18 protein-coding genes are annotated in these 21,794 nt (G+C 61.1%); 8 read left to right on the top strand and 10 right to left on the bottom strand.

Translation table 11 applies throughout. From position 1 onward, the window contains the following. Window positions 1-20: 20 nt before the first annotated feature. Genes VSQ83_RS08190 through VSQ83_RS08175 form a run of 4 tightly spaced genes read left to right on the top strand, consistent with a single transcriptional unit; the run spans window position 21 to window position 3,513 of the window. Entirely contained in the window at window positions 21-959 is a 939-nt protein-coding gene (locus VSQ83_RS08190; protein WP_326425977.1) for a metal ABC transporter substrate-binding protein, read from the top strand. Further along, complete coding sequence (locus tag VSQ83_RS08185) at window positions 956-1,711, top strand: metal ABC transporter ATP-binding protein (RefSeq protein WP_326425975.1); 756 nt, start codon at window positions 956-958, stop codon at window positions 1,709-1,711. The genes VSQ83_RS08190 and VSQ83_RS08185 overlap by 4 nt, the downstream gene beginning before the upstream one ends. Beyond that, window positions 1,708-2,607 (top strand): metal ABC transporter permease, encoded by a 900-nt coding sequence (locus tag VSQ83_RS08180; protein WP_133077190.1) that lies wholly within the window; start codon window positions 1,708-1,710, stop codon window positions 2,605-2,607. Before VSQ83_RS08185 ends, VSQ83_RS08180 begins: the two co-directional genes overlap by 4 nt. Then, complete coding sequence (locus tag VSQ83_RS08175; RefSeq protein WP_326425972.1) at window positions 2,608-3,513, top strand: metal ABC transporter solute-binding protein, Zn/Mn family; 906 nt, start codon at window positions 2,608-2,610, stop codon at window positions 3,511-3,513. It begins immediately after the preceding gene. A 118-nt stretch (window positions 3,514-3,631) separates the two neighbouring features. Here the strand turns inward: VSQ83_RS08175 and lipA are convergent, their stop codons facing one another. From lipA to VSQ83_RS08125, 10 genes are all read right to left on the bottom strand, one after another. Continuing rightward, entirely contained in the window at window positions 3,632-4,600 is a 969-nt protein-coding gene (gene lipA / locus VSQ83_RS08170; RefSeq protein WP_326425970.1) for a lipoyl synthase, read from the bottom strand. A gap of 24 nt (window positions 4,601-4,624) precedes the next feature. Then, window positions 4,625-5,746 (bottom strand): glycine cleavage system aminomethyltransferase GcvT, encoded by a 1,122-nt coding sequence (gene gcvT, locus VSQ83_RS08165; protein WP_326425968.1) that lies wholly within the window; start codon window positions 5,744-5,746, stop codon window positions 4,625-4,627. Window positions 5,747-5,776: 30 nt separating this feature from the next. Beyond that, window positions 5,777-7,153, bottom strand: a complete 1,377-nt coding sequence (locus tag VSQ83_RS08160) for an L-serine ammonia-lyase (protein ID WP_219261507.1) — start codon at window positions 7,151-7,153, stop codon at window positions 5,777-5,779. 8 nt (window positions 7,154-7,161) lie between these two features. Beyond that, on the bottom strand, window positions 7,162-8,415 hold the full coding sequence (gene glyA / locus VSQ83_RS08155) for a serine hydroxymethyltransferase (RefSeq protein WP_133077185.1): 1,254 nt from the start codon (window positions 8,413-8,415) through the stop codon (window positions 7,162-7,164). Window positions 8,416-8,482: 67 nt separating this feature from the next. Continuing rightward, complete coding sequence (gene gcvP, locus VSQ83_RS08150; protein WP_326425966.1) at window positions 8,483-11,353, bottom strand: aminomethyl-transferring glycine dehydrogenase; 2,871 nt, start codon at window positions 11,351-11,353, stop codon at window positions 8,483-8,485. A gap of 14 nt (window positions 11,354-11,367) precedes the next feature. Continuing rightward, window positions 11,368-11,745, bottom strand: a complete 378-nt coding sequence (gcvH, locus tag VSQ83_RS08145; RefSeq protein ID WP_133077183.1) for a glycine cleavage system protein GcvH — start codon at window positions 11,743-11,745, stop codon at window positions 11,368-11,370. A gap of 340 nt (window positions 11,746-12,085) precedes the next feature. Beyond that, the gene (locus VSQ83_RS08140) at window positions 12,086-13,615 is read right to left on the bottom strand and encodes a sigma-54-dependent transcriptional regulator (RefSeq protein WP_133077182.1); all 1,530 of its coding nucleotides are present in this window, start codon (window positions 13,613-13,615) and stop codon (window positions 12,086-12,088) included. 87 nt (window positions 13,616-13,702) lie between these two features. Further along, entirely contained in the window at window positions 13,703-15,112 is a 1,410-nt protein-coding gene (cycA, locus tag VSQ83_RS08135; RefSeq protein ID WP_133077181.1) for a D-serine/D-alanine/glycine transporter, read from the bottom strand. Between the two features lie 371 nt (window positions 15,113-15,483). Next, window positions 15,484-16,812 carry an ATP-binding protein gene (locus tag VSQ83_RS08130; RefSeq protein ID WP_219261509.1) on the bottom strand — a complete coding sequence of 443 codons (1,329 nt, stop codon included), beginning with the start codon at window positions 16,810-16,812 and terminating at the stop codon, window positions 15,484-15,486. Then, window positions 16,809-17,489 carry a response regulator gene (locus tag VSQ83_RS08125; RefSeq protein ID WP_133077180.1) on the bottom strand — a complete coding sequence of 227 codons (681 nt, stop codon included), beginning with the start codon at window positions 17,487-17,489 and terminating at the stop codon, window positions 16,809-16,811. Before VSQ83_RS08125 ends, VSQ83_RS08130 begins: the two co-directional genes overlap by 4 nt. Window positions 17,490-17,635: 146 nt before the next feature. On the opposite strand from VSQ83_RS08125, the gene dsbD reads away from it, so the two are divergent. The 4 genes from dsbD (at window position 17,636) to VSQ83_RS08105 (ending at window position 21,742) form a co-directional block, all read left to right on the top strand. Then, window positions 17,636-19,363: a protein-disulfide reductase DsbD gene (gene dsbD / locus VSQ83_RS08120; protein WP_326425964.1), complete on the top strand. Its 1,728-nt coding sequence runs from the start codon at window positions 17,636-17,638 to the stop codon at window positions 19,361-19,363. Then, window positions 19,364-20,236: a TlpA disulfide reductase family protein gene (locus VSQ83_RS08115; protein WP_133077178.1), complete on the top strand. Its 873-nt coding sequence runs from the start codon at window positions 19,364-19,366 to the stop codon at window positions 20,234-20,236. Further along, window positions 20,215-20,988: a thiol:disulfide interchange protein DsbG gene (dsbG, locus tag VSQ83_RS08110; RefSeq protein ID WP_133077177.1), complete on the top strand. Its 774-nt coding sequence runs from the start codon at window positions 20,215-20,217 to the stop codon at window positions 20,986-20,988. Before VSQ83_RS08115 ends, dsbG begins: the two co-directional genes overlap by 22 nt. Before the next feature lie 205 nt (window positions 20,989-21,193). Beyond that, window positions 21,194-21,742, top strand: coding sequence for an RNA polymerase factor sigma-70 (locus tag VSQ83_RS08105; RefSeq protein ID WP_133077176.1), 549 nt, complete (start codon window positions 21,194-21,196; stop codon window positions 21,740-21,742). Window positions 21,743-21,794: the final 52 nt, after the last annotated feature.

Raw genomic sequence — 21,794 nt, 5'->3', positions numbered from 1 at the left:
CTGAGAGAAGACTGCTCGCCATGTCGATTTCATCTGTTGTGCGTCGCCGCACCGTGCTGCTGGCCGCCCTGTTTGCCTTTTGTCTGTCACCCCAGGCATTTGCCGATGCCCCGACCCCGCTGGCCAAGCCGCTGCGCATCGGTATCACCCTGCACCCTTACTACAGCTACGTGGCCAATATCGTCGGCGACAAGGCCGAAGTGGTGCCGTTGATTCCCGCAGGCTTTAACCCCCACGCCTATGAGCCCCGCGCTGAAGACATCAAGCGCATCGGTACACTGGATGTAATCGTGCTCAATGGCGTGGGCCATGATGACTTTGCCGACCGCATGATCGAGGCCAGCGAAAAACCCGACATCCCGGTGATCGAGGCCAACCAGAATGTCCCCTTGCTGGCCGCCACCGGCAACGCGGCGCGCGGTGCGGGCAAGGTGGTCAACCCCCACACCTTTCTGTCGATCAGCGCCTCGATTGCCCAGGTCAACAACATTGCCCGTGAACTGGGCAAACTCGATCCGGCCAACGCCAGGACCTACACCGCCAATGCCCGCGCCTACGGCAAGCGCCTGCGTCAAATGCGGGCCGATGCCCTGGCCAAGTTGACCCAGGCACCGAACGCCGACCTGCGCGTGGCCACGGTGCACGCGGCTTACGACTACCTGCTGCGCGAGTTCGGCCTGGAGGTCACCGCCGTGGTCGAGCCGGCCCACGGCATTGAGCCAAGCCCCAGCCAGTTGAAGAAAACCATCGATCAACTGCGCGAGCTGGATGTGAAGGTGATCTTCTCCGAGATGGACTTCCCGTCCACTTATGTCGAGACCATTCAGCGCGAGTCCGGGGTCAAACTGTACCCGCTCTCACATATTTCCTATGGCGACTACAGTGCTGACAAGTACGAAAAAGAAATGACCGGCAACCTCAATACCGTGGTCAGGGCCATTCAGGAGGCCGGAGCATGACTGCCGTTGAACACTTGCCGGTAGCGGCCTGCGGGCCGGGAGTGACGTTTGATCAGGTGTCGCTGACCCTGGGTCGAACGCCCATTCTGGATCACGTCAGTTTCAGCATTCGCCCCGGCAGCGTCCATGCGCTAGTGGGGCCAAACGGCGGGGGCAAAAGCTCGCTGATCAAGACGCTGCTGGGGCAAATGCCCCATCAGGGTCGCCTGTGCCTTGACTGGCCCGGTGAACCGGGGCTGATCGGCTATGTTCCCCAGGCGCTGGAGTTCGATCGCGGACTGCCCATGACCGTGGATGATTTCATGGCCGCCATGTGCCAGCGCCGCCCGGCGTTTATGGGGTTGTCGCGCAAGGTGGCTCCGGCCATCGGCGACGCGCTGGAGCGTGTGGGCATGCAGGACAAGCGCAAGCGGCGCATGGGTGCGCTGTCCGGCGGTGAACGCCAGCGCGTGTTGCTGGCACAGGGCCTGATCCCCGCACCGCAACTGCTGGTGCTGGATGAACCCATGTCGGCGCTGGACGAGGCCGGTTCCCGAGTGTTTGAGCGCTTGCTGACTGACTGGCGTCAGGCCGGAGTTACCGTGGTGTGGATCGAGCACGATCTGGCCGCCGTGAAACGACTGGCAGAACGGGTGACCGGGCTCAATCGCCAGGTCCTGTTCGACGGCCCGCCTGAACAGACCCTGAGCCCCGAACGCTTGCTCAACCTGTTTTCAACCCATCCCAAGGCTCACGGGAGCGCCCTTTCATGAGTTACGAAGCGTTCCGTCTGATGGTTCAGGGCTGGGCATCTGCAGGCTATTTGCCCGAAGTGCTGGCTTACGGTTTTGTGGTCAATGCATTGCTTGCCGGTTTGCTGATTGGCCCGGTACTCGGCGGCCTGGGCACGCTGGTGGTGGTCAAGCGTTTCGCGTTTTTTTCCGAAGCCGTGGGCCATGCCGCGCTGACCGGCGTGGCCATCGGCATCCTGCTGGGTGAGCCCTACACCGGACCTTATGGCAGCCTGTTCGGCTACTGCCTGTTGTTCGGCATCTCGCTCAATTACCTGCGCAATCGCACCGGGCTGGCACCGGATACCCTGATCGGCGTGTTCCTGTCGGTGTCATTGGCACTGGGCGCCAGCCTGCTGCTGATTCTGGCGGGCAAGATCAACGTGCATATCCTGGAAAACGTGCTGTTCGGTTCAGTGTTGACGGTCAACGGCAATGATCTGCTGGTACTGGCGATTGTCGGCGCGCTGGTGCTGGGCCTCAGCCTGCCGCTGTACAACCGCATCATGCTCGCCAGTTTCAACCCGCAACTGGCCGCTGTACGCGGGGTGGCAGTGAAGTCCCTGGACTATCTGTTTGTGATCCTGGTGACGCTGATTACCGTCGCGGCCGTTAAAGTCATTGGCGCGATTCTGGTGGGCGCCCTGCTGGTGATTCCGGCAGCGGCGGCGCGTTTGCTCAGCCAGTCGCTGAAGGGGTTTTTCTGGATTTCAGTACTGATCGCCACCGTCAGCACCCTGTGCGGCATCCTGCTGCCCATCGTGTTTGACCTGCCGATCCCGTCCGGCGCCGCAATTATTTTGATGGCCGGTATCGCCTTCGCCCTCGCCGCCATCGCCCGGGGCGTGGTGCCCAGCCTGAAAGGGAATATTGGATAAATGTTCACTCTGCGCAAACTCTCACTGGCCCTGGCCATTACCGGCCTGCTCAGCACGCCTCTGCTGGCAGCCGACACAGCGACGCAACCGGTGCGCGTCCTCGCCACTCTGCCGATCACCTACGGGCTGGGCGAGTTGCTGCTCAAGGACAGTAACGTGACCCTGGAACGGGCCGCAGCGGCCAACCTGCCCGGAAGCCGACAGAACGCCTACTTCAGCGGGCGCGGCGCCCCTGCCCTGCACACGCTGGCCACACAGGCCGATGCCGTGATCGGCCTGCGCTCATTGTGGAGCGATGACCCGCTGTATCCGATGGCACGACGCAGCAATATCCGCATTGTTGAAGTTGACGCGGCGCGGCCAGTGGACGGCAGCCTGCCGGGCATAGCCGTACAGCCGGGAGCTCACAGCGATGGCCTGAACAGCCAGCCGTGGCTGACCAGCAACAACATGGGACGCATGGCGGATGTGATCGCGGCCGACCTGGTGCGGTTGGCGCCTGCTGCCAAGCCGAAGATCGAAGCCAACCTGGCGAGTCTGAAACAGCGTTTGCTCAAGCTCAGCGCCGACAGCGAGGCACAGCTGGCCAAGGCCGACAATCTGGCCGTGGTGAGCCTGTCGGATCGGCTGGACTACTTGATTGGCGGGTTGAATCTGGAACGGGTCGAAGTCGATCACAAAGGGGATGAGACCTGGACGCCCGAGTCGCTGCAAGCGCTGACCCACACCCTGAAAGACAATGATGTGGCGCTGGTGCTGGATCACCGCCAGCCTTCGGCTGCAGTCATCGCTGCAATTGCCGAGGGTGGCAGTGAGCTGGTGGTGGTGACGGCAGACGGCACCGATCCTGTGGCCGAGTTGCAGGGCAATATTGACGCCATCGTCAAGGTACTGAGCACCGATTAAGCTTCGTCACCTGACCCATTACGACGCTTTCAATGGGGCCCGCCCGTTCGTGGCAACGGCCGAAGGCTGCGCCCGTGGACGCAGCCTCATTCCTTCGCCAGCGGCTACGGCTCTTGTATCAAACCCCCTTCATCTGCTCATCAGCGTGGTAAGAGGAGCGCACCAGCGGCCCCGACGCGACGTTTTTGAAACCCATGCGCTGCCCCTCCTCTGCAAACCAGGCGAAGGTGTCCGGGTGCACGAAACGCTGCACCGGCAGGTGGCTGCGCGAGGGCTGCAGGTACTGCCCCAGCGTCAGCATGTCGACATCATGCTCGCGCATGCGCTGCATCACCTGGATCACTTCCTCGTCCGTCTCCCCCAAACCCAGCATCAAGCCGGACTTGGTGGGCACATGGGGCACCTTGTGCTTGAAGTTCTGCAGCAAGTCCAGTGACCACTCGAAATCCGATCCGGGGCGCGCCGCCTTGTACAGCCGCGGCACTGTTTCCAGATTGTGGTTGAACACATCAGGCGGCTCTTGCGCTGTGATCGCCAGTGCCACGTCCATGCGACCGCGATAGTCGGGCACCAGGGTTTCCAGCTGTACGCCCGGTGACAGCTTGCGAATTTCGCGCAGGCAGTCGACAAAGTGTCCGGCACCGCCGTCTCGCAAGTCGTCACGGTCCACCGAGGTGATGACCACGTATTTGAGTCGAAGGTCGGCGATGGCAATCGCCAGGTTCTTCGGTTCATCTGCATCCAGCGGCCTCGGGCGGCCGTGCCCCACGTCACAGAACGGGCAGCGACGGGTACAGATATCACCCATGATCATGAACGTCGCGGTACCGCCCGAGAAACACTCGCCCAGATTCGGGCAAGAAGCCTCTTCACACACGCTGTGCAGTTTGTGTTTGCGCAGCAGCGCCTTGACCCGCGCCACCTCCGGCGAGGTGGATATCGGCACCCGGATCCAGTCAGGCTTACGCGGTATATCTTCGGTCGGCAGGATCTTCACCGGGATACGGGCAACCTTGTCGGCTCCACGCAATTTGATCCCCGCCTGCAACGGTTGCGGGCGGGTGGCGACAGACAGGTGTTCACTCATGCTAGTGCTCCTCGCATCGCGGCCTCAGCCCCGGTAGTAACGCTGAGGGACGAAAGGCGTTTTAACCACCCGCATCGGCACCCACTTGCCCCGCACCACGGCGAAGACTTCGCTGTCGAGTGCAGCATGGGCGTTTTGCACATAGCCGATCGCAAGCGGACCGCCGAGGCTGGGACCAAAACCACCGCTGGTGACATGGCCGATCACCTGCTCCTGGGCATTGACGATTGGTGTGCCTTCACGCACCGGCACACGCTCCAGAGGCAACAAGCCAACGCGTTTGCTGGCCACGCCTTCGCGCTGCTGCCCGAGGATGCGCCCGGCTCCGGGGAAGCCACCGGCACGCTCGCCGTCGGTGCGCCGCACCTTTGAAATAGCCCAGCCCAGGCTGGCCTCAACCGGTGTCGTGGTGACGTCCATGTCATGGCCGTACAGGCACAGGCCCGCTTCCAGGCGCAGCGAATCCCGGGCACCCAGACCGACAGGCTTGACCTCGGGCTCGGCCAGAAGCGCACGGGCCAGCCGTATTGCCTGTTCGACCGGAACGGAAATTTCGTAGCCATCTTCGCCGGTGTAACCGGAGCGACTGACGTAACAATCGACACCGAGCAAACGCACGGTGGCAAACTGCATAAAGGTCATGGCCTGTACCTCCGGGGCCAGGCGCCCCAGCACTTGAGCAGCCTTCGGCCCCTGCAGGGCAAGCAAGGCGCGGCTGTCGAACAGCGACTCCACTTCGCAGGCAGCGCCCAGGTGCCGGATCAAATGCGCCAGGTCCTGTTGCTTGCAACCGGCGTTGACCACCAGAAACAAGTACTCCCCGGCATTGGCCACCATCAGGTCGTCGAGGATGCCACCGTTCTCATCGGTGAACATGGCATAGCGCTGCATACCCACGGGCAGGTCGATGATGTCCACCGGCACCAGTGCTTCCAGGGCCCTGGCCGCACCCGCACCGTGCAGGCGGATCTGGCCCATGTGCGATACGTCGAACAGGCCCGCCTGTTCGCGGGTGTGCTGATGCTCTTTCATCACGCCCAACGGATATTGCACCGGCATTTCGTAACCGGCAAAAGGCACCAGGCGGGCGCCAAGCTCCAGGTGCAAAACGTGCAACGGGGTTTTCAGCAGTTGTTCGTCAGACATGGGTGAATCCTTGAATGAGTTGAAAAGATGTCAGCATTCGATGATGTTCACGGCCAGGCCACCGCGTGCGGTTTCCTTGTACTTGCTCTTCATGTCGGCGCCTGTCTGACGCATGGTGCGGATCACTTTGTCGAGGGAGACAAAGTGCTTGCCGTCGCCCCTCAAGGCCATGCGCGCAGCATTGATCGCCTTGACCGAGCCCATCGCGTTGCGCTCGATGCAGGGCACTTGCACCAGACCGCCAATCGGGTCGCAGGTCAGGCCCAGATTGTGTTCCATACCGATTTCGGCAGCGTTTTCCACTTGCTCCACCGTGCCGCCCAGCACCTCGCAGAGCGCCCCGGCAGCCATCGAGCAGGCAACACCCACCTCGCCCTGGCAGCCGACTTCGGCACCGGAAATCGAGGCGTTCTCCTTGTACAGAATGCCGATGGCCGCCGCCGTCAACAGAAAGCGCTGCACCCCGTTTTCATCCGCTCCCGGCACAAATCGTACGTAGTAGTGCAATACCGCAGGCACGATCCCCGCCGCGCCATTGGTGGGTGCCGTCACGACCCTGCCACCGCTGGCGTTTTCTTCATTGACGGCCAGCGCGTACAGGTTGACCCAGTCGAGCACCGAGAGGCTGTCCTTGAGTGCCGCTTCCGGATTGCTGCTCAACTGGCGGTAGAGCTGCGCCGCACGGCGCCTGACCTTGAGTCCGCCAGGCATGATTCCCTCATTGCGGCACCCGGCGAGCACGCAGTCCTGCATCACTTGCCAGATATGCAGCAATCCCTCACGAAGCTGCTGCGGGGTGTGCCAGGCCGCCTCGTTCCGGGCCATCAACGCACTGATCGAAAGACCGCTGCGGGTACATTGTTCCAGCAGTTCACGGCCCGACAAAAACGGATAGCGCAACGGGGTTCGATCAGCAACGATGCGATTGACCCCGATGGCTTGCTCATCGACCACAAAGCCGCCACCCACCGAATAATATTCACGGCTGCACATTTGCAATCCGGCCTGGTCGAACGCTCGCAGGATCATGCCGTTGGGGTGGTAAGGCAGGGGCTTGCGAATCATCGCCAGGTGCTCTTTCTCGACAAAGCGGATCGCTTTTTCACCGAGCAACGACAGACTGGCCGAACTGCGAATCGCGCTAACCCGGGCATCCGCCGTGGTGGTGTCCAGGGTGTCCGGGTAATCCCCTTCCAGCCCCAGCATGACGGCCTTGTCGCTGCCATGACCCTTGCCGGTAGCACCGAGCGAGCCATACAACTCGGCACGCACACTTTCTGTCTGCTCCAGCAGCCCTTGCGCCTTGAGCCCCAGGGCAAACGCCACGGCAGCTTTCATCGGCCCTACCGTATGCGAACTGGAAGGACCGATCCCCACTTTGAACAGATCAAACACACTTAGCGACATGCTCGCCTCTACTTCGAATACACCGGAAACAAAGCGCACATCTCGCTGACCTGCCGCGCAACCCGGGCCTCGATGGCGGCATCACCCGGATGGTCGAGGATGTCGCAGATCCAGGTCGCCAGCGCACGGCACTCGGGGATCTGCAAACCACGGGTGGTCACCGCGGGTGTACCAATGCGCAAACCCGATGTCACGAACGGCGACTGCGGGTCATTGGGCACGGCGTTTTTGTTGACGGTGATATGGGCCCGGCCCAATGCGGCATCGGCGTCCTTGCCGGTGATGCCCTGGCGTATCAGGCTGACCAGAAACAGGTGGTTATCGGTGCCGTCGGAGACCACGTCATACCCGCGCTGCTTGAAGACTTCTGCCATGGCCTGAGCGTTCTTGATGACCTGGAACTGGTAATCCTTGAAGCCCGGCTCCAGCGCCTCCTTGAAGCACACGGCCTTGGCCGCGATCACATGCATCAGGGGCCCGCCCTGGCCACCCGGAAACACCGCCGAGTTGAGTTTTTTCTCCAGGTCCGCATCGGCCTTGGCCAGAATCAGTCCGCCGCGTGGGCCGCGCAGGGTCTTGTGGGTTGTGGTGGTAACCACATCGGCATACGGCAGCGGGTTGGGGTACAGACCAACGGCAACCAGACCCGCAACATGGGCCATGTCCACAAACAGATAAGCCCCGACCTTGTCGGCAATGGCACGAAAACGCGGGAAGTCCAGGGTCTTGGAGTAAGCCGAAAAACCGGCAACGATCATTTTTGGCCGATGTTCCAGGGCCAGACGCTCGACTTCGTCATAGTCGATCAGGCCATTGCCGTCGATCCCGTATTGCACGGCGTTGTACAGCTTGCCCGAGGAACTGACCTTTGCCCCGTGGGTCAGGTGGCCGCCGTGGGCCAGGCTCATGCCCAGAATGGTATCGCCCGCCTGCAGCAACGCCAGGTACACCGCCGAGTTGGCCTGGGAGCCCGAGTGCGGCTGCACGTTGGCATACCCGGCGCCAAACAGCTCCTTGGCGCGATCGATTGCCAACTGCTCCACCACATCGACATATTCGCAGCCACCGTAATAGCGCTTGCCCGGGTAGCCCTCGGCGTACTTGTTGGTCAGCTCGGTGCCCTGGGCCTGCATCACTTGCGGGCTGGTGTAATTCTCGGAAGCAATGAGCTCGATATGGTCTTCCTGACGTTGCGCCTCGCGAGTGATGGCGTCGAACAGAGCTGGGTCGAAATCAGACAGGGTCAGGCTTTTATGGAACATGAGATTTTCCTTTTTATTAGAGATTCACGTTTCAGGCTCTGCCCGGATCGTAATCCGGGCAGAGCGATCAGGCGTCCTGATACAGGGCTATCGGTGGGCAGGCGCAGGCCAGGTTGCGATCGCCGTAGACGTTGTCGACACGTCCCACCGGCGGCCAGTATTTACCGTCACGCAATGACTCCAGCGGGAATACCGCCAGCTCGCGGCTGTAGGGGTGCGTCCACTTGCCAACCAGCTCTGCAGCCGTGTGCGGCGCGTTTTTGAGCGGGTTGTCATCCTTGTCCAGCGTGCCGTTGTGCACGGCGTGGATCTCTTCACGAATGCTGATCATCGCGTCGCAGAAGCGGTCCAGCTCGGCCAGGGACTCACTCTCCGTGGGCTCTACCATCAATGTGCCGGCCACCGGAAAGGACATGGTTGGCGCGTGGAAGCCGTAGTCGATCAGACGCTTGGCAACGTCATCGACACTGATCCCGCTGGTTTCCTTGAGCGGGCGCAGGTCGAGGATGCATTCGTGGGCCACCAGGCCGTTGTCGCCGGTATAAAGCACCGGGTAGTGTTCCTCCAGACGACGGGCGATGTAGTTGGCATTCAAAATTGCAAGCTGCGAGGCGCGCTTGAGGCCCTGCCCGCCCATCATGCGCATGTACATCCAGGTGATCGGCAAAATACTCGCGCTGCCATAGGGCGCCGCACTCACTGCGCCCTGCTTGCGGGCCAGGGTCTGATGCCCCGGCAGGAACGGTGCCAGATGCGCCTTGACCCCGATCGGGCCGACACCGGGGCCACCGCCGCCGTGGGGAATGCAGAAGGTTTTGTGCAGGTTGAGGTGGGACACGTCGCCACCAAACTTGCCCGGCGCACACAGGCCCACCATTGCATTCATGTTCGCGCCGTCCAGATACACCTGCCCGCCGTGCTCATGGATGATCGAGCAGATTTCGCGGATGCCTTCTTCGAACACGCCATGGGTCGAGGGATAGGTGATCATCAGTGCAGCCAGGCGATCACGGTGTTCGATGGCCTTGGCACGCAGGTCTTCAATGACGACGTTGCCCCGCGCATCGCAGGCCGTGACTACCACGCGCATTCCGACCATGTGTGCGGTGGCGGGGTTGGTACCGTGGGCTGAAGACGGGATCAGGCACACATCACGACCGGCCTCGCCACGGCTGGCGTGGTAAGCGCGAATCGCCAGCAGACCGGCGTATTCACCCTGGGAACCGGCATTGGGCTGCAACGACATGGCGTCGTAGCCTGTGGCCGCGCAGAGCATGGCTTCCAGCTCCCGGGTCAGTTGCTGATAACCCAGGGTCTGCTCGCTCGGGGCAAAGGGATGCAAGGCGCCGAACTCAGGCCAGGTGATCGGGATCATCTCGCTGGCGGCATTGAGCTTCATGGTGCAGGAGCCCAATGGAATCATGGTGCGGTCCAGCGCCAGATCCTTGTCGGCCAGCTTGCGCAGGTAACGCATCAACTCGGTTTCACTGTGGTAGCGGTTAAACACCGGGTGTTGCAGAATCGGCGTCTCACGCAACAGCGCCAGCGGCAGGCAATCACCCGTCGCTGCCGCCAGTGCGGCGAAGTCCGGCAATGCCTGACCCTGTGTTGCAAACACCGACCACAGGGCTTCGACGCTGGCCTGCTCGCAGGTTTCGTCCAGCGACAGGCCGACACGCAACGGGTCGATCCGGCGCAGGTTGATCTGCGCTGCGGTTGCAGCGTCAATCACGTCTTGAACCGATGTGGCAGGCACCACGCTGACCGTGTCGAAGAAGTGCTGCTGCTCGACCTTGTGCCCGAGCTGTTGCAGCCCTTGAACCACAATAGAGGTCAGGCGATGGACCCGTCGGGCAATGTCCGCAAGGCCCCGAGGGCCGTGGTAGACGGCGAACATGCTGGCGATATTGGCCAGAAGCACCTGTGCCGTGCAGATGTTGCTCGTGGCCTTTTCGCGGCGGATATGTTGCTCGCGGGTCTGCATGGCCAGGCGCATGGCCGGTTTGCCGTGGCGGTCGATTGAAATGCCTACCAGACGCCCCGGCATATCGCGCTTGAATCCGTCGCGGGTTGCAAAATAAGCCGCATGAGGTCCGCCAAAACCCAACGGCACACCAAAGCGCTGGGCACTGCCCAGTACCACGTCGGCACCGAATTCACCGGGCGGCGTCAGCAGGGTCAGTGCCAGCAGGTCCGCCGCCACAGCCACCAGGGCACCGGCCCCGTGGGCGCCCTGCACCAGTGCCCGGTGATCCACGATAGCCCCGGTGCTGGCGGGATATTGCAGCAGCAGGCCGAAATAACCCTCGAAATCTTCCTGCACCAACTCGCACTCATCACCCACCACCACTTCAATTCCCAGCGGCTGGGCACGAGTGCGCAGCACGTCGAGGGTTTGCGGGTGGCAGTGATGGGAGGCAAAAAAGGCCGGGGCCCGGTTTTTTGCCAGGCGTTTGCAGAAGGTCATTGCCTCGGCCGCCGCTGTCGCCTCGTCCAGCAATGAGGCATTGGCGATTTCCATGCCGGTCAGGTCGCTGACCATCGTCTGGAAGTTGAGCAAGGCTTCAAGCCGCCCCTGGGAGATCTCTGGCTGGTAAGGGGTATAGGCGGTGTACCAGGCCGGATTTTCCAGCAGGTTGCGCAAGATGGGAGGCGGTGTATGGCACGGGTAATAGCCCTGGCCGATGTGATTGCGAAACAACAGGTTTTTGCCAGCAATCGTCTTGATTGCAGCCAGCGCCCGGGCTTCGCCCTCACCGGCAGTCAGTTCGAGCACGCTGGTGTCTTTGATGCTGTGCGGCACCACGCTTTCAATCAGCGCTTCAAGAGAGTCGTGGCCAACCCGCGCAAGCATCGCGCGTATGTCATCGTCATCGGGGCCGATGTGGCGGGCAATAAACTCGTTGTCAGTGCTCAGAGGCAAATGTGCTTGGGTCATGGGGATGCTCCGGCTCAGGCGTTTTCGGCCACAAAGGCGTCGTAGGCCTGCTGGTCCAGCAGGTCGTTGAAAGCCGCCATGTTGTCGATGCGAATCCGGAAGAACCAGCCGTCGCCCATGGGCGAAGCGTTGACCTGCTCAGGGTCATCCGCCAACGCCTGGTTCACCTCCACGATCTCCCCCGTCAGCGGCATGGTGATATTGCTGGCTGCTTTCACCGACTCCAGCACTGCAACCTCATGACCTGCACTGAACACCCCCAGATCGGGCAACTGCACAAACACCACATCACCCAGCGCTTGCTGGGCAAAATCGGTAATGCCGACGGTCAACTCGCCCGACGCTTCCAGACGCAGCCATTCATGTTCAGGAGTAAAACGCAGAGTGCTCATGGACTTTTCTCTTGTTATCAATGTGTCCTGGTGCAGGACGGACAGGCCACCGCAGGTACGGTGCTACTGACTGAACAAGAGCAAGTGTGATGCCAACTCAATAAAGTACTTTAAAAACAGTTACTTACATTAGTTTAAGCGTATTGCGAGCGGGTCTTTGGAGCGATACCGCTCCAGCCGTGACAGGGTGATGGGGGGTTAGTCCTGCACAGGCGGGGTTCAGGCGGGAGCGGAGTGAAATCACTCCGGTGGAGCATTTTCAAACCACTGACATATTGCCTGCCATTGCCGTTGCAGCTGCCAAGGGAACGAGGCAGCTGCAACGGGATCCGCGCCGTGGTCAATTGCGCGAGGTTATCCCGTATTTACGCAGCCTTTGCCCAATGGCCGTGTGCGAGGTTTGCAGGCGCGAAGCCAACTGACGGGTAGATGGGTAGGCCACGTAAAAACGTTCCAGCAAGGTTTTTTCGAAACCCTGCATTGCCGCTTCCAGGCTGACGACTTCTTCGGCATCCGCCTTCTGGCTGGTCAGTTCAGTCCCGGCCAGCTCCAGGCTGTCGCAATCAATCACATCGCCCTCGCTGGTCGCTGCAGCGCGGAAGATGACGTTTTGCAATTGGCGCACGTTGCCCGCCCAGCGATTACCCAGCAACAGCGGATGGGTCGCCGCCGCCAGCCGGCAGGGCGGCCGGTGGATCTGCTCGCACGCCTGTCGCAGGAAGTGCTCGGCCAGCAGGAGGATGTCCATGCCACGCTCACGCAACGGCGGCACCAGCAAGTTAAGGACGTTGAGCCGGTAGTAGAGATCCTCGCGAAAGGTGCCCTCCCTCACCATGCGTTCCAGGTCGCGGTGGGTTGCACAGAGCACCCGCACGTTGACCCGCACCTCGCGCTCGCCACCGATGCGCCGAAAGCAGCCGTCGCTGAGGAACCGCAGCAGCTTGGCCTGCAGGTACGGCGACATCTCTCCTACCTCATCGAGAAACACCGTGCCACGGTCCGCCAACTCCAGCAGGCCCGGCTTGCCGCCACGCTGGGCGCCGGTGAAGGCTCCGGCGGAGTAGCCGAACAGCTCGCTCTCGGCCAGGCTCTCGGGCAACGCTGCGCAGTTGAGGGCCAAAAACGATGCATCACGCCGGGCACTCATGGCATGACAGGCGTGAGCCACCAGTTCCTTGCCGGTGCCGGTTTCGCCCTGGATCAGCAGCGGCGCATCCAGGCTCGCCACTTTGTGCAAGCGCGACTTGAGGTCTTCAAGCACCGCAGACTTGCCCAGCAAGGCCTCCAGCCCTTCAGCCGGGTCGCGCAGCAACGACGCCAATCGCTCACCAATGCGGCTGGGCGGGTAAAGCGTCAGCAGCCCCCCCACCAGCACCTCTGTACCGCCGCTGATGGGCGTGGCATCGAGGAGCAGGTCGCAGCCCTTGAAACTCACTTCACACATGGGCAGGCGAAAGCCTTTATTGATCAGGGTACGGGCCAGATCCGGTGCAGCGAACAGATTCGACAGCGGCTCACCCGTGGGATCGCGACCGTAAAGGTCAGTCAGCCTGGGATTGGCCAGCAGCACGCAACCGTCGGGGTCTACGGCCATCACCGGATCGCTCATGGCGGCGAGCAAGGCTTCCAGCTGCAGGCTCCGACGCTCGCCCGGCAGGATGTCAACCAGCTTCACGGCCTGCACGCCTGCTACCCGCATCAGCGCATGGTCGAGCTCTTCAAGCACGCTTCGGGACAGGGTAGGTGCATCGATATAGACATTCGGCGGGCTCATTTCCACCGCGTCGAGATTGAGGTTACGCGCGCCCAGCAGCATCAGGATTTCCTGGGTGATGCCGACGCGGTCTTTGAACGTGACGTGAATTCGCATGACCAACCGCTCCCTGACAGCAAACAACGAAGGGGCGGCACCTCATGTGCCGCCCCCCGGGCAAAACCTGTGTCGTGAAAACCGCGATTACTCTGCCTGGCAGGCCAGGTTCTCGATCTCCTGTTTATTGCGCCGAACCGAGCGATAACCCAAAGCCAGCAGCACAAACCAGACGGGCACCATGTAGAGCGCCTGGCGGGTGTCGGTTTCCAGAGCCAGCAGTACCAGAATAAACACGAAGAACGTCAGGCAGACCCAAACCATGACCTTGCCACCGGGCATCTTGTATTTCGATGCGCGGTGCAGGTGATCACGTTTTTTGCGATAGGCCAGGTAGGACAGCAGGATCATGGTCCAGACAAACATGAACAGGGTGGCCGATACCGTGGTGATCAGGGTGAACGCCTCCATCAGGTTGGGCACCACATAGATCACCAGCGCCCCCGCCAGCAGGCAGATACAGGAGAAGATCAGGCCGTTGGAAGGCACCGATCGCCGGGACAGGTTCTTGAATTTGCTCGGAGCATCGCCATCCATTGCCAGGCCAAACAGCATGCGACTGGTTGAGAACACGCCACTGTTGGCCGAAGAGGCCGCAGAGGTCAGAACCACGAAGTTGATGATGCCAGCCGCAGCAGGCAGACCGGCGAGCATGAAGAGTTCAACGAAGGGACTCTTGTTGGCCACGACATCACGCCACGGGGTAACGGCCAGGATCGCGATCAGCGCAAACACGTAGAACATGATGATGCGCAGCGGAATCGAATTGATCGCACGGGGGAGATTGCGCTCCGGATTTTTGGTTTCTGCGGCGGTGGTACCCACCAGCTCGATACCGACAAAGGCAAACACGGCAATCTGGAAACCGGCAAAGAAGCCCATCACGCCGTGGGGGAACATTCCGCCGTCATTCCACAGATTGGTCAGGGATGCGGAGTTGCCCGTCGGCGACTGGAACGCAGTGGTCACCATATAGAGCCCGGTGCAGACCAGCGCGCAAATGGCCACAATCTTGATCATGGCAAACCAGAATTCCAGCTCACCGAACATTTTCACCGTGATCAGATTCAGCGACAGCAGCAGCGCGACGCAGCCGATTGCAGGCAGCCACAGGGGGATGTCCGGGAACCAGAAGTGCGTATAGCCAGAGATCGCGATCACGTCGGCGATGCCGGTCACGATCCAGCAGAACCAGTAGGTCCAACCGGTGAAGTAACCCGCCATAGGGCCCAGCAGGTCCGATGCAAAATCGATGAACGACTTGTACTTGAGGTTGGATAACAGCAACTCGCCCATGGCGCGCATCACGAAAAACAGCATGAAGCCGATGATCATGTAGACGAAGATGATCGAGGGGCCTGCGAGGCTGATGGTCTTGCCGGAGCCCATGAACAGGCCGGTACCGATGGCACCGCCGATGGCGATCAGCTGGATATGACGATTGGACAGGCTGCGCTGCAGTTCTGGTTCTTCTGTGGCAGGTCGGTGATTTTGCATGAATCATCCTCTTATTGTTCTTGTACGGGGTCCTCTCACCAGACAAACATCATGTTCACCCGGTGTGGACGAAAGGACATGAGCACGTTCTGTGCCATCCCCGTAGAAGCGGTCAAGCGGGCCGTTTATGCGCCGTGGGGGTCTGTTTATCCGGAATGGAATCACTCCACAAAAATGCCGTCTGTGGGTGGTTCAGTAGAGCGCGGGTACTGTAAACCATGGTCCAACTGAAGTTGTAACGAAATCAGTACATTGGAGCGCATTCGAACCGACATGACCATTGTGGGAACGGACTTGCTCGCGATGGCATCACTGCGGCCGACCTGCCAGACCGCGTCGCCTGCATCGCGAGCCAGCCCGCTCCCACCCCCTTAAACAGTGCTTTTCAATGGCATCCGCAATTCAACCCGCAAGCCATCGGACTGGCTGTCGAAAGTCAGTTCGCAACGGCAACGCTCGACAATCGCCTGCACGATCGCCAGGCCCAGCCCGCAACCGTTGCTGTTGCCGTTGCGCCAGAAGCGCTGGGTCATGTGTTGCAGTGTTTCGGGGGCTATGCCGGGGCCGTGGTCACGGACCACGAAGCTGACGTGCGGGCCATCCACGGCAACCGTCAACTCCACCTGAGTGTCTGGCGGGGTATGGCGCAAGGCGTTGTCCAGCAAGTTGCGCAACGCCGCGATGGCCAATACCGAAGGGACTTCAAGTGCCGTGGCCGGGAGGTCTGGCGGTAAATGCAAACGTATGTGCTCACCACCGGCACTGGCGGCATCATGGATCGCCAGACGCGCCACTTGCTCGGCCGAACAATTGACCCCGTCATCAAACGACAGGCTGCCTTCAACCCGCGCCAGCAGCAGCAATTGCTCAAGGGTGCGGTGCAAGCGGTCGGCACCCGCTTCGGCATGGGCCAGTGACTGTTCACGGGCCTCGCCATCGGTCATGCGCGCCACTTGCAGGTGGGTTTTGATCGCGGTCAGCGGGCTGCGCAGTTCATGGGCAGCATCACCGGTCAGGCGCCGCTCCCGTTCGATGGTCTTGGCAATGCGCGCAAAGAGCTGGTTCTGGGAGTCGAGCAGCGGTTTCAGCTCACTGGGCAATGGCGTGATCTGCAGCGGTTGCAATGAATCGGCATCGCGGCGCATCAAGGCATCGCGCATCCGGTTGAGCGGCGCCAGCCCCTGGCCGATCCCCAGCCATAGCAGCAATAAACAGACCATCAGTGCCATGCCCACCGGCACCGATGCCGCCAGCAGCACCGACAGGTTCAGTGCCTCGCGCTCGACCTGGCGATCAGCCGTGGTGATGCGCAGATCTCCTCGATCCAGGGTAAAGGTGCGCCAGGCGGCGCCGTCGATGACCTGGTCATGAAAACCTGCCGCTTGCGACTGCATCGGCTGGTCCGGATTGTTGTGGCTGCGGGCCAGGATCTCGCCGCGCAACGAGCTGACCTGACAGGCCATGCCGCCTGGAACGGTCAGTTGCTCGGCACTGAAATGGGTACCCTCGCCTTTTACCGGCAATTGCGGCAACTGCTCCAGCAACCCCGCGACCATACGCGCCGAGGCCACCAGCCGCTGATCGAGGGAAAACATCATTTGCTGACGCAGATCGCTGAGCATCCAGGCCGCTGCCAGGGCCCAGACCAGAACAAACGCCGAACCGATCGTCAGGCTCAAGCGCAGGCGCAGGCTCATCATGCCTGTGACTCTGCGCCATCGGCATGCCCCAGGCGATAGCCCAGGCCGCGTACGGTTTCAACGATACCGTTGCCCAATTTACGCCGCAGGTGATGGATATGAACGTTCAGGGCGTTGCTCTCCAGTTCGTCACCAAAGCCGTAGATGCTGTCCTTGAGTTGCTCACTGGACAGCACACGCCCCCGGTTGTGCAGCAAGGCTTGCAACAACGCCTGTTCACGACGGGACAAGTCCACCGGCTGACCCGCCAGCAAGGTCACGCGACTGCTGGGATCGTAAGTGAGGCTGCCGTGCTCGATCAGGTTGACGCTGCGCCCGGCCACCCGGCGCAGCAACGTATGCAGTCGCGCTGCGAGTTCACGCAGATCGAAGGGTTTGAGCAGGTAATCATCGGCACCGGCCTGCAGACCGTCGACACGATCGGTCACCGAGTCACGGGCCGTCAGAATCAGCACGGGCAACTCCAGCCCCTGCTGGCGCAACTGTTGCAGCAGCTTGAGGCCGTCTTCGTCGGGCAGGCCCAGGTCGAGCACCATCACATCGAACTCGGCAGCCTTCAACATGGCCCGCGCGGCACTGGCCGTGCCGACGTGCTCAACTGTCAGCCCCTGGGCAGTCAGCCCGGCCTTGATGCCGCTGGCGATCAGTTCGTCGTCTTCGCAAACCAGTACATGCATGCTGATACCCGCTTAAATGAGCCGATTAAAAGGTCATGGGATTAAGGGCCGATTATGCCGTCTACACCGCAGTGTGCATCGGTTAATGATCGGTTAATCGCAGGAACACACTGTAGCTGGACTTGAACTTGCCCAAGGCTTTACCCATGCGTTTGCTGCTGTCCTTTCTATTGATGTGTTTGGTCGGTGTGGCCCAGGCCCAGACCGCGAACAATCCGTTTGCACAGCCTGACTTTCTGCCGGTCAACAAGGCCTTTACCTTCAGTGCCGAGCCATTGCCCTCAGGCGAAACCCGCCTGCAGTGGAAAATAGCCGATACGTACTATTTGTATCAAAAGCGCTTCAAGTTCGACGGGCTGGACCCGGCAAAAACCCCGGTACTGCCTCAGGGGCTGGAACACAGCGATGAATTCTTTGGCGCCACCCAGGTGTATCGCGACAGTGTTTCGATACTGATCCCGGCAGGCGCCAGCGGTCAGGTCAAGGTCAGCTGGCAAGGCTGCGCCGATGCAGGCCTGTGCTATCCGCCACAAAGCCAGACGGTCGATCTGGGCGGCGCGCAGCCTGTGACAGCCCAAGGCCAGGCGCAAGACCAGTCACTGGCGGCAAGCTTGCAGCAGCGCTCGCTGGGCTGGAGTTTACTGCTGTTCTTCGGCCTGGGCCTGCTGCTGGCCTTCACTCCATGCTCACTGCCGATGCTGCCGATTCTGGCCGGTCTGGTCGTGGGCAGTGGTGCCACAGCCGGACGCGGTTTTGCCGTGGCCGGCAGTTATGTGATCAGCATGGCGCTGGTGTATGCCGGACTGGGCGTGCTGGCTGCCCTGCTGGGCGCCAACTTGCAGGCCCTGCTGCAACAGCCGTGGCTGCTGGGCAGCTTTGCCGCGCTGTTCGTGGTGCTGGCGCTGCCCATGTTCGGCTTTTTTGAACTGCAATTGCCTGCCGCCCTGCGGGACCGCCTCGAAACTGCCGGGCGTGGGCGCAAGGGCGGCAGCCTGATCGGCGCAGGTATTCTCGGCGCCCTGTCCGGCTTGCTCGTTGGCCCCTGCATGACCGCCCCCCTGGCCGGTGCCTTGCTGTATATCGCGCAAAGTGGCAATGCCGTCGAAGGTGGCCTGGTGCTGTTTGTGATGGGCCTGGGAATCGGCGTACCGCTGTTGCTGCTGGTGACCGTAGGCAGCCGCTTCCTGCCCAAGCCCGGCGCCTGGATGAACCTGATGAAAGGCCTGTTTGGCTTCCTGTTCCTGGGTACGGCGCTGTTGCTGGTGCGCCCGGTACTCGATGAGTCCCTGTGGGTCGGCCTGTGGGGCGTCCTGCTGGTCATTCTGGGGTGCAGCCTGTGGCAACAGCGGGCCAAAACGCTGTTCACTCCGTCAAGTCTGCTGGCAGGCCTGTGGGGCAGCCTGTTGCTGGTGGGTGCTGCCGGTGGCGGTACCGATCTGTGGCAACCCTTGCAGGTCTACACCGCCGGGACAGTGGCGGGCGCCAGCTCTGCAAGCACGGCCCACGACGCTTTCATCACCATCAAGGACCCCGCAGGCCTGGACCGAGAACTGGCCAGCGCCAAGGCCGATGGCCAGTGGGTCATGCTCGATTACTACGCCGACTGGTGTGTGTCGTGCAAGGTCATGGAGAAGCAGGTGTTCGGCAAACCCCAGGTCATGGATGCACTGCAAGGGGTGCGCCTGTTGCGTCTTGACGTGACCGCCGATAATGTCGCCAGCCGCGAACTGCTCAGCCGCTATCAGGTACCGGGCCCGCCCAGCTTTGTCTGGATCGGCCCCAACGGAATCGAGCGTCGCGGGCAACGCATCACTGGCGAAGTCAACGCCCAGACCTTCTTGAATAACTGGAACGCCACTCGGGAACTCCTCTAAATGCTCACCCTGACCATCGGTTCGTTTGCGCTGGCCATCAACCATTTGCTGCTGATTCTGGCCCTTGCCCTGGCGACACTGGTGGGGTGGCGGGTGGCCAAGCGCGGTGGCGAAAACCCCGAGTCAGTGCTGTTCAGCCTTTTTTTACTGGGCTTGCTGGTGGCGCGCATCGGTTTTGTCATCAGCTATTGGCGCTACTTCAAGGACGACCCGCTGCAAGTCCTGGACTTGCGCGATGGCGGCTTCTTGCTGTGGCCGGGGCTGATCGCAGTGGTGGCCGGTGCAGTCATCTGGGGCTGGCGCAGGGCCGGCCTGCGGCGGCCACTGGGCTGGGGGCTGGGCAGTGGCCTGGCGTTCTGGCTACTTGCCAGTCTCTCGTCCAGCCTTTACGAACAAGGCACGCGGCTGCCGGAGATGGTGTTGCGCAACGCCAACGGCGAGTCCGTGGAGTTGAGCAGCTATCAGGGTGGCCCTCTGGTGATCAACCTGTGGGCCACCTGGTGCCCGCCGTGCCGACGGGAAATGCCGGTCCTGCAGAACGCCCAGCTTCAGCACCAGAACGTGACGTTCCTCTTCGTCAATCAGGGCGAGAGCATGCAGAGCGTCAGTACCTTCCTTGAAACCCAGGGCCTGAACCTCAGTAACGTGCTGTTCGACAGTGGCGGCCAACTGGCACAAAAAGTCGGTTCAATGGCCCTGCCGACTACGCTGTTCTATAGCGCTGAAGGCAGGCTGCTGGGCAGTCATCTGGGCGAACTGTCCCAAGCCAGTCTGGCCCGGGCCATGGAGCCCTTAAATCTGAACAATTCAATGTCGGCCCAACAGGCCGACCCTGCAAGGAATGAGCAAAAATGTTTAACCGCAAACTGCTGACCCTGAGCATGACCGCCCTGCTGGGCGCTGCACTTTTGCAGTCCCCTGCACTGCAGGCCGAGGAACTGCCGCCAGCGATCAAGAAGATTGAAGCCAAAGGCGCAAAAATCATTGGCAGTTTCGATGCACCCGGCGGTTTGCGTGGCTATGCCGCCCAGTACCAGAACCGTGGCATGGCGCTGTACCTGACCCAGGACGGCAACGTGCTGGTGGGCAATTTGTATGATGCCCAAGGCAATGACTTGAGCCTGGCACCGCTGCAAAAACTGGTTTACGAACCTATGGCCAAGCAAGTCTGGGCCGAGATGGAAAAGAGCAACTGGATCGCCGACGGCAAAAAGGATGCACCGCGGGTTGTTTACCTGTTCAGCGACCCTAACTGCCCGTACTGCAACATGTTCTGGGAACAGGCCCGTCCGTGGGTTGACTCGGGCAAGGTGCAATTGCGCCACATCATGGTGGGTATCATCCGCGAAGACAGCCCTGCCAAATCTGCCGCCTTGCTGGCCGCCAAAAATCCCCAGCAGGCCCTGCACGACCACGAGAAAGCCGGCAAGGCCAGCACGCTCAAGCCTTTGGCCAAAATCCCGGCTGACGTTCAGGCCAAGCTGGATGCCAACGCCCAGCTGATGGAGGAGCTGGATGTGGCTGCAACCCCGGCGATTTTCTATCTGGATGAACAAGGCAACCTGCAACAGCAGCAAGGCGCACCGTCGCCGGAAAAACTGGTGCAGATTCTCGGGCCCAAGTAAAAACCGCAGGCTGCGTTCTTGCCCACACAAGATCGCAGCCAGTTGCCGACACCGTCGTGAAGCATGTCTCAGTCCGCCTCCTTAAGCGCTATTAGTTCTATTTCTCAATTGACAATAATTATCATTCAGCCTAGCTTGTGAACAGCTGTGTAGGACGCTTCCCACGAAGAGCGCCTCACTCACACTTTCGCAACAGGTGATCTCCATGACGGAACAAATGTCCACAGGCAAGTGCGACTCACCCTTACTTCAAGCCTTTGTTGATAACCGACTGGTCCTGGTCAAAATCGCAGCACGCATCACCGGTTGTCGATACAGGGCCGAGGATGTTGTGCAGGATGCTTTCTTCCGTTTGCAGTCCGCGCCGCAGATCACCTCTTCATTCAAGGCACAGCTCAGCTACCTGTTCCAGATCGTGCGCAACCTGGCGATTGACCACTACCGCAAGCAGGCGCTGGAGCAAAAATACTCGGGCACCGAAGAGGAAGGCCTGAACGTAGTCATCCACGGCGCCTCCCCCGAAACCTCGCTGATCAATTTCTCGACCCTGGAACACATCGCGCTTGCACTGACCGAACTGCCGAGCCGCACGCGCTATGCGTTCGAGATGTACCGCCTGCACGGCGTGCAGCAAAAAGACATCGCCAAGGAGCTGGGCGTGTCGCCAACGCTGGTCAATTTCATGATTCGCGATGCCCTGATTCACTGCCGCGAGGTCTCGGGAACGCACCCCGATACCTACGCCCGTCGCTAACGTCGTGGCAGTTGCCTCGTTGCTTCGGTAGTTGCTGCAAAGAGTGCCGCTT

The sequence above is a fragment of the Pseudomonas sp. DSV-1 genome (assembly GCF_035830915.1).
Classification (GTDB): Bacteria; Pseudomonadota; Gammaproteobacteria; order Pseudomonadales; family Pseudomonadaceae; genus Aquipseudomonas.
Note: the sequence above shows the minus strand (reverse complement) of the source record. Positions and strands in the feature narration are given on the sequence as shown.